General features: G+C 41.3%; 8 protein-coding genes and 1 pseudogene. 6 read left to right on the plus strand and 3 right to left on the minus strand.

Annotated elements, in window-relative coordinates:
* Nucleotides 1-299 precede the first annotated feature (299 nt).
* Complete coding sequence (locus IM509_RS09610; protein WP_052277305.1) at nucleotides 300-1,058, plus strand: GAF domain-containing protein; 759 nt, start codon at nucleotides 300-302, stop codon at nucleotides 1,056-1,058.
* A 91-nt stretch (nucleotides 1,059-1,149) separates the two neighbouring features.
* On the opposite strand, the gene IM509_RS09615 is transcribed toward IM509_RS09610, so the two are convergent.
* A complete protein-coding gene (locus IM509_RS09615; protein WP_002756975.1) occupies nucleotides 1,150-1,536 on the minus strand; it encodes a hypothetical protein in 387 nt (128 codons plus the stop codon).
* Between the two features lie 408 nt (nucleotides 1,537-1,944).
* Nucleotides 1,945-2,088: pseudogene (locus IM509_RS09620) on the minus strand (helix-turn-helix domain-containing protein); the annotation flags it as partial.
* Between the two features lie 95 nt (nucleotides 2,089-2,183).
* Between IM509_RS09620 and IM509_RS09625 the strand changes: the two are divergent.
* The 5 genes from IM509_RS09625 to IM509_RS09645 all read left to right on the plus strand — a co-directional run bounded on the left by IM509_RS09625 (nucleotide 2,184) and on the right by IM509_RS09645 (nucleotide 6,549).
* A complete protein-coding gene (locus IM509_RS09625) occupies nucleotides 2,184-3,185 on the plus strand; it encodes a CAP domain-containing protein (protein ID WP_072926635.1) in 1,002 nt (333 codons plus the stop codon).
* 206 nt (nucleotides 3,186-3,391) lie between these two features.
* On the plus strand, nucleotides 3,392-4,021 hold the full coding sequence (locus IM509_RS09630) for a ribonuclease D (protein WP_004159945.1): 630 nt from the start codon (nucleotides 3,392-3,394) through the stop codon (nucleotides 4,019-4,021).
* A 328-nt stretch (nucleotides 4,022-4,349) separates the two neighbouring features.
* Entirely contained in the window at nucleotides 4,350-5,000 is a 651-nt protein-coding gene (locus tag IM509_RS09635) for a DUF3318 domain-containing protein (RefSeq protein WP_002781787.1), read from the plus strand.
* A 114-nt stretch (nucleotides 5,001-5,114) separates the two neighbouring features.
* Nucleotides 5,115-6,110 carry an anti-sigma factor antagonist gene (locus tag IM509_RS09640; RefSeq protein WP_185237733.1) on the plus strand — a complete coding sequence of 332 codons (996 nt, stop codon included), beginning with the start codon at nucleotides 5,115-5,117 and terminating at the stop codon, nucleotides 6,108-6,110.
* Nucleotides 6,097-6,549, plus strand: a complete 453-nt coding sequence (locus IM509_RS09645) for an ATP-binding protein (protein ID WP_002789296.1) — start codon at nucleotides 6,097-6,099, stop codon at nucleotides 6,547-6,549. Before IM509_RS09640 ends, IM509_RS09645 begins: the two co-directional genes overlap by 14 nt.
* A 6-nt stretch (nucleotides 6,550-6,555) precedes the next feature.
* On the opposite strand, the gene IM509_RS09650 is transcribed toward IM509_RS09645, so the two are convergent.
* The gene (locus IM509_RS09650) at nucleotides 6,556-8,001 is read right to left on the minus strand and encodes a serine/threonine-protein kinase (protein ID WP_185237734.1); all 1,446 of its coding nucleotides are present in this window, start codon (nucleotides 7,999-8,001) and stop codon (nucleotides 6,556-6,558) included.
* Nucleotides 8,002-8,156: the final 155 nt, after the last annotated feature.

Raw genomic sequence — 8,156 nt, forward strand, 5'->3', positions numbered from 1 at the left:
GCCCCTCGATCAGATGCTAAGTAGGGAGGCACAATTATTTGTAGGATGGGTTAGCGGTAGCGTAACATGAGCGGGCGTTGGGTTTCATGCTTCAACCCAACCTACGTTCATCTAGAGGGAAGACAAAAAACAAGAGACACACAGAAGTTTTTCAGCACATCTACAATAGATCAGTTAGCGAGTAAAAAAGCCCCTCGATCAGATGCTATGGCAAGCTATAGACTCAGACAAACACAGAGATGAGGAATGTCACCCTCACCCTGAAAGCCTAAACTCGGACTGAATAAGTGATTGAATACATGGATAATTTTAACCCCAAAATAGCTACTCTGGCTCTTGTCTTGAATGTTGAGGAAAATCTCGAAGATATTTTTGGGAAAATAGCTAGTATGAGCGCTCATCAATTGCGAGCGCAGCACTGTTCAATTATGTTAAGCTCTCCACAGCAATTAAAGGGGGAAATTACCGATTATCTAGAAGTTTTTGCCCATTATGATGAGCTATCACCTTTAGCTGATCAAGAAATAATTAAACTCGATCAAGTTATTGCCGATACTGTAGCGACTACGGTAAAACCTTTACTAATTAAGGATATCACTCGATCGCCATTTGCCAGCGCAGCCCGTTATCCCAAAAGATCAAATAATAATAGTTTTATCTCCGTACCGATTATCCTCAATCAGCAGGTAATCGGGGTAATTAATCTCAGTTTTCCCCTAGACAAAAAACATTTTGAACCATTAGATTTAGAAATCTTGCAGTTATTCGCTCAACAGGCTGCCCAATCCCTGCAAATTTTTCATTTGCAAGGGATGTTAAAATCTCGTTTTGTGGCGATGGCAGTGACTAGAGAAATAGCAGAAATTCAGTCCGAACATTCGATCGCGGTCCATCCTTATCCCCCGAAATTAGCCAAAATTGTCGCTAAGGCTTTTTTTAAAGAATTAACTCAGGCTGGTTTTGGAACTCATGAAGTTATTGAGATTGCTAATGAGGTTTTGAATTTACTACAAAAGACTCTTAATAAACATAAAAATCGTCTGGAAGGAAAAGATTAAGCGCTAGTCAAGGGTTAAAATCAACTAACTTGCCCCTCCGGTGCAGTCCGAAGGAGTAATTGAGATAGTTAACAGCTTAATTGACCGTTGTTTACTGATTACCGCTGCCATCCTGCCGTCCTAATTCATAGACACCAGAGGCAACACAGGCGAGAATACCGACACTAATCGGCCAACTTTTTCCTAAACTAATCTCGATTAACCAATCGGAGAAACCCCCGAGAATGAGAAAGGGAATAATACTAAAGATAGAGGCATAAAAAGCATTTTGTGATTCTCTGGCGATGCGAGTTTTTTCAAACTCCTCTAGGGAAGTATAGAGGAAACGCTCGGCAAAATTAAACCAGCGATAGAAAATTTCTATAAACCAATTTCGCACCCCAGCTAACCCCAGATACAATGCTAAAGACCAGAGACAGCTACCGGCAATAAAGGCCGGGGAAATATTGATAGTGAAGGGCAGAAAGTCGATTACCATAAATGAGAGCCACAGAAGTGGTAAATTTGAGCGAGCGGCTTGATCAATCTTAACAAGTCTTGACCCTGGCACCAAAAAGTTGATAAGTAGTCGTGCAAAATTAATTTCCTAGTCGAGACAGGAGACTCCGAGACAGGAGACAGGAGACGGGAGACAGCTATTAGGGATCGGATTTGAGTTTTCAGTTCACTGTTTCCTCACACCAGAAGTCTGACGGAGTAGTGGCTTAGATGTGTAATTAATTTTGCTTAGGTACTTATCTCACCGCTGGGGCCGGACGGTGATTTCCAAACCTGACGATTTGGGTTTCTGCTTGCTGTCCTTTGCCTAGTTTCGCAGCTGCCTTAACAGATTTACCCCCTCTGGTCAACAGGTCGCCACCAGGACTGGGAAAATGGGGAAATAGGGAAATCCAACTCCAACCCCTTCCCCGTGATTTCTCTGTGTGCTGACATGGAGAGCTTTATTGTCAACTAATCTTACACAGTCCAAGGTGTGCCGCAATAGCGACTCTTGTTCTGGTGTTGGATAAAATCGGTAGCGATAGCTTTTCTATGTCTCACGTTCTGGCATATATCCTGTAAATGCGCTAGTATTTAACAGTAAATCCAACCTAGAACGGCGGGGTTTCAGACCCAATTTTTTTGATGAAAAGTTTTTTTAAGAAACCTTATCGGTTAGGAATTTTGATGCTTGTCTCGACAAGTTTAATGGCCTGTAGTGCCTTAAACTATAGCTCTTTTGCGGAACTCCTATCATCTTTCTCTCCCTCTCCCTCTCCTTCTCCCTCTCCTTCCCCTTTAGATGCGGCAACTTTACTTGTTTTAGAGAATAAAATCTATCAACAGGTAAATCGCTATCGTCAATCTCGTAATTTATCTCCCCTACTGTTAAATCGAGCAATTTCTCAACAGGCAAGATTACATAGCCAACGCATGGCTGCGGGTTTAGTTCCTTTTAGTCATCAAGATTTTGACAAAAGAGCGCAAACTATTGGCGTTTCGGTTCCCTATCAAGCGGTGGGGGAAAATCTGGCAGTTAATCAAGGTTATGATGACCCAGTAATGATGGCTGTGGATGGCTGGATTAAAAGTCAAGGTCATCGGGAAAATATGGAGGGAGATTTTGATAGTACTGGGATTGGAGTAGCGACGGATAATCAAGGGAAATTATACTTTACTCAAATATTTCTAAAACGTCAATCCGCTCCCGTTTCTACTAATCCTCTTAGCTACGATCTTATCGGGAATCAATCTTTTTTTATTACCCTCGAAGAGAATACTAATTATCAAGTTAATCGCTACCGAATTTCTCAAAATTTACCGCCCCTACGTCTCGATGCTCGCGTTAGTCATGAAGCTCGCTTATTTAGTCAAAAAATGGCCAATAAACAGGCTCCTTTTAGTCATGATGGTTTTGAGGGAAGAGTCAAGGCAGTACAAATGATGATCCCTTTAGAAAAAATGGGCGAAAATTTGGCTTTTATGAAGGGATATCCTGACCCCGTTAGCGTTGCCGTCAAGGGTTGGATTAATAGCCCCGGCCATCAAAAAAATATGGTTGGTGATTATAATCTCACTGGTATCGGTATCGCTAAAAATAATGCTGGTGAATATTATTTTACACAACTTTTTGTTAAAAAGCGTTGACAAAATGACCATGATAATATTTAAATTTAATTATCAGTTTTTAACTATCAGCCTTTTCAGTTGTCAGTTATCAGATTTGAGTTTTCAGTGAACAGTCTTAAGTAAGGAGTATTAAATCGCATTAACAGTGCTGTCTTTTTACTGATAACTGATAACTGATAACTGATAACTGATAACTGAAAAAAGCTCTCCTAACTCCTAACTATATGAACTTAGACAATTTTCAAGTGTGCGATCGAGATTTAAGTGATGACCTATTATCCCGTTATCTAGGGGTTAATTCGATCGCTGTAGATACAGAAACTATGGGATTAATCCCGGGGCGCGATCGACTGTGTTTAATTCAACTCTGTGATCCCAGTGGTTTTGTCACCGCTATTCGCGTTTTTAGGGGGCAAACAGAGGCTCCTAATCTCAAAAAGGTCATGGAGGATGAGCGGATAGAAAAAGTCTTTCATTTCGCCCGTTTTGATGTGGCTCAACTGTCCCATACTTTTGCCATTGCCACTCAACCGATTTTCTGCACCAAAATCGCCAGTAAACTCGCTCGGACTTATACCAGCAGTCACGGTTTAAAAAGTCTCGTGCAGGAATTGGAAGGCATAGAATTAGACAAAACCGCTCAAAGTTCTGATTGGGGAAATGCCGCTAATCTTACTCCAAAACAACTGAGTTATGCTGCTAACGATGTGCGCTATTTACTGTCAGTGCGAGATAAACTAATTGTGATGTTGCAAAGAGAAGAAAGATGGGAATTAGCCCAAAAATGCTTTAGTTGTATCCCCATTTTTACCGCTTTAGATTTACAGCAATACAAAGATATATTTGAGCATTAGCCAGCAAAAGTTACGGTCTATTTAATAAGTAAATAGAAGAGAGATTTTGTCTTTGATCCCCCCTTAATAAGGGGGGGGGATCTGACAATTTTTAACACCCACCTACTTAGTATGATTGACTCCCAATCGAACTTTAAAAACCCAGTTATGGATTGTTTCTCCCCACTTCCCCACTTCCCCACTTCCCACTTCCCACTTCCCACTTCCATCACTGATCACTGATCACTGAAAATAGTTCCTACTGCCCAAAGCTGCCAAGATCACAAAAAAGACCGCTATGATCGAAAATAGAAATCATCGTCATTGGTAGAGAATAGGTAAAAAATCTATGACATCTTATGCGGCCTCCTCTGCACGAGCCGAAATGAGCGAACTTCGGCGCCTAAAAACCCTACTACCGCCAGAATTACAAAGTTGGGTAACGGTAGAAGGTTCCACAGAGATTAATCCCCCCCTGATCCGTTGTGAAGAAATTGGCAGAGATGAGGTAGAAATTCAGATAGATTTAGCCAAATGGGAAAATTTAGCCATTGATCAGCGTAATTTGCTCTTTTGGCATGAAGTGGCCAGGATTCAAAATGATAGTATTCCCCGGGAAGGCTGGGAAATGGCCGCCCTCGCTATTGGCTTAGGTGGTGCAGTGGGGGAATTATGGGTACAGGACGGGTTATTATTGCTTTTGGCTATGGGATTATGTGGGATTTCCGGTTATCGTCTCTGGCGCAAAAATAACGGTGATAAAATTCTCAAAGAAGCGATCGAAGCCGATGAAAAAGCGATCGCCTTGGCCACTCGTTTCGGTTACTCTCTCCCCAACGCCTACAAGAGCCTAGGCAGTGCCTTTAAAACCCTAATCGAACAAACACCTAACCGTCGTCTGCGTAAGCGTTATGAGACCCGTTTAGATGCCCTGAGAAAGAGTGCAGCCAAAGCGAAAGCCCAAACCCAAGGCCGTCCGCCCCTAGGAGAGATTCGTTAGCCGATAATTACAGGTAATCTTTGACATTACCCATTGGTATTTGCGGAAAAGTGTAGTAAACATTTAAGTAGGTCATCAGGCCTTGCTCATCTATCAAACCACGTCTTTGTGTCGATGACTTCCCAAATCCCTGAAACACGTTTTCTGATCATTCCGATGGAGTATCCGGTTTTGCGGATGCCGGATCGCTTGACTGTCCTGGAAGCAGTACAGTTTAAGGATATCTTTCACCATCTCATCGCCCAAACACCCACTCCCGAAAAACTCATTGTTGATCTGAATGCCACTCAATTTATGGATAGTAGTGGTGTGGGTGCTTTAGTGCATAATCTCAAAGCGGCTAGGGAAAAAAATATCGAGTTAGTGCTGGCTAACGTCCATCCCCCGGTGATGGGGGTTTTATCGATTACGGGACTAGATCAATTATTCACCTTTCAAACCCTCCCCCTAGCAGCCCAAGAAAATGGCTTTACTGCCACTGAAAACCATCTACCGGAAACCCATCCCTCGATTCGCAGTTGGTTAAAGCGCAGTCTTGACATTCTTGGTGGCATCGTGGGTTTATTAATCACGGGGGTTATTTTTGTCCCCATTGCTATCGCTATTAAGTTAGACAGTCCCGGTCCAATTTTTTTCAGTCAAACCCGCTGCGGTTGGTTGGGAAAGGAATTTAAGATTCTTAAGTTTCGTTCCATGTGTGTGGATGCAGAAGCACTCAAAGATAAAATCCCCAATCAAGCGCAGGGAGCTTTTTTTAAAAATAAAAATGATCCCCGGATTACCCGGGTAGGAAAATTTTTACGTCGCACCAGTTTAGACGAATTGCCCCAGTTTTGGAATGTGATCACCGGTGAAATGAGTCTTGTCGGCACTCGTCCTCCCACCCCCGATGAGGTGGAACGCTACGATGTTCCCCAATGGCAACGTTTAGATGTAAAACCCGGTATGACGGGAGAATGGCAGGTGAATGGTCGCTCTCAGGTGCGTAATTTTGAAGAGGTAATTCAACTAGATTTGCGCTATCAAGAAAATTGGAGTTTAGGCTACGATCTACAACTGATTTTTAAAACAATTTTGATTCTCTTTCAAAAAAACAGTGGTGCCTTCTGAAGTCTTAAATTCCCCTTCTTTCCCCCTCCAATTCCATCTACAAGTCTGGACGGAATTGGCAGCTTTAATCCCAGTCCTACAATGGTTTGAATCTCACGGCCGCTCTTTTCTACCCGACTCGGTGCTTTGGCAGTGTAAGGTGGCTTTAGCCGAAGGATTTACTAATGCTGTCCGTTACGCTCACCAACATTTACCACCAACCACACCGATCGATCTAGAATTAACTTTAAATTCCCATTCTCTAGAAATAAGAATATGGGATCACGGTCAATATTTTGATCTGCAAGCAAAACTTGATTCTCTACAACAACGTCCCCTCGCACCTTTGGAAATGGAAAGCGATCGAGGATTACTTTTCATGCGTTCTCTTACTGATACTTTACAATATATCCGCACTGGCGAAGGGAGAAATTGTTTAATTCTCCAGAAAAGTTTTTAAGCCAATTTATCCCTTGCTAGAAATTCTGTCCATAGCACAGGTTTCCAGGCGAGAAAAAAGAATTATGCCACCACCCACACCCCACACAAGGGTGGGGAGATGTCCCCAGGGTGCTTTGAGAGAGAAAGTAATTTGATCGTAGTATAACCACTTGTTATTAACTCGCCAACCGACTTTTGACCCAAAATCGTTCCATTTTTGTTGATCATAATTGCCGCTTCCTCCCAAACTTTCATAGATTCTTTTCTGAACAGATAGACCAAATTTTCCCTGACTATATTGTAACCAGAGTTGATTGATAGTGGCTAAATCTTCACAGGGAAAGTTATCTATATCTTCTATCTTAAGATATTTTTCTTTAGTTCGATCGGCAACTTTTAAGAATAGATTAGCCGTTTCTTGATCTGCCTCTTGCCATTTTTCTTGCGCTAATAAATCCCGCAGATTGGTGTAATCAATTTCCCCAGCACTTTTGAGGTTAATTTCCTCCCTAGTGGCGGCGGGAAAAACTGGCAAAACCGTTTCTTGAATTGTGTCCTGTGATCGGGGTTTTGGCGGAATCACTACGGCTAATTTTACTGCTAACTCTTGCAGGACTTCCCCAGCTGATTGATAACGTTTTTTGGTGCCAAATTCAATTAATTTATCTAAAATTTTACCTAATCCACCACTAACAGGATTATTAATCAGGTGCTGTCTCCATACCCACTCATGTTCACTCACATCGAATAATTCAAAGGGAGATATTCCCGTTAATAAATAGATACAAGTGACTCCCAAACTATATAAATCACTGCTATTAATTGCTTTGCCATTGCCTTGTTCTGGGGAGATATATCCCGCCGAACCGATCACTGTTCCTGTTAGGGAAAGATTAGCAATGGTCATAAATTTAGAGGCACCGAAATCAACTAAAATTATTTTATTATCGCTGCGTCTCCTAACTATATTAGCAGGTTTAATATCTCGATGAATGACTCTTTTAGCATGGATAAAATCAAGAATTGGCAAAATTTCTAATAAAAGATGTTTGATATTTTCTTCATTGAAAACTCCCTCGCTTTGTAATTCTTGTTCTAGATTTTCTCCCTCAATATATTCTTGCACAAGATATTGTCGCCCATCATTGCCAGTAAAATAGGCATAGAGGGAGGGAATTTGTGGGTGTTGACCGAGATTATCTAAACTAATCGCTTCTTCTTTAAATAATTCCGCCGCTTTCTTGAGAGCATTACTGCCTTGAGCGCTAGGAAAAAATTGTTTAATCACACAATAAGGTTTAGAAGGTTTATCCTCATCAATTGCTTGAAAAGTTTTACCAAAACCTCCTTGACCAATTAATTTTATAGCACGATAACGATCTTTTAGTAATAATTGAAAGCAACATTTTTTACAGAATTTATCTGTAGGGTCATTGTTATATAGACAATCGGGATTAAGACATAAACTCATGGCTGGTTTAAACAGGGATAGGGAAGCTGTTTCAGTGAACTGATAACTGATAACTGATAACTGATAACTGATAACTGATAACTGATAACTGATAACTGATAACTGATAACTGATAACTGATAACTGATAACTGATAACTGATAACTGATAACTGA

Source organism: Microcystis sp. M31BS1, assembly GCF_020245285.1.
GTDB classification, from domain to species: Bacteria; Cyanobacteriota; Cyanobacteriia; order Cyanobacteriales; family Microcystaceae; genus Microcystis; species Microcystis panniformis.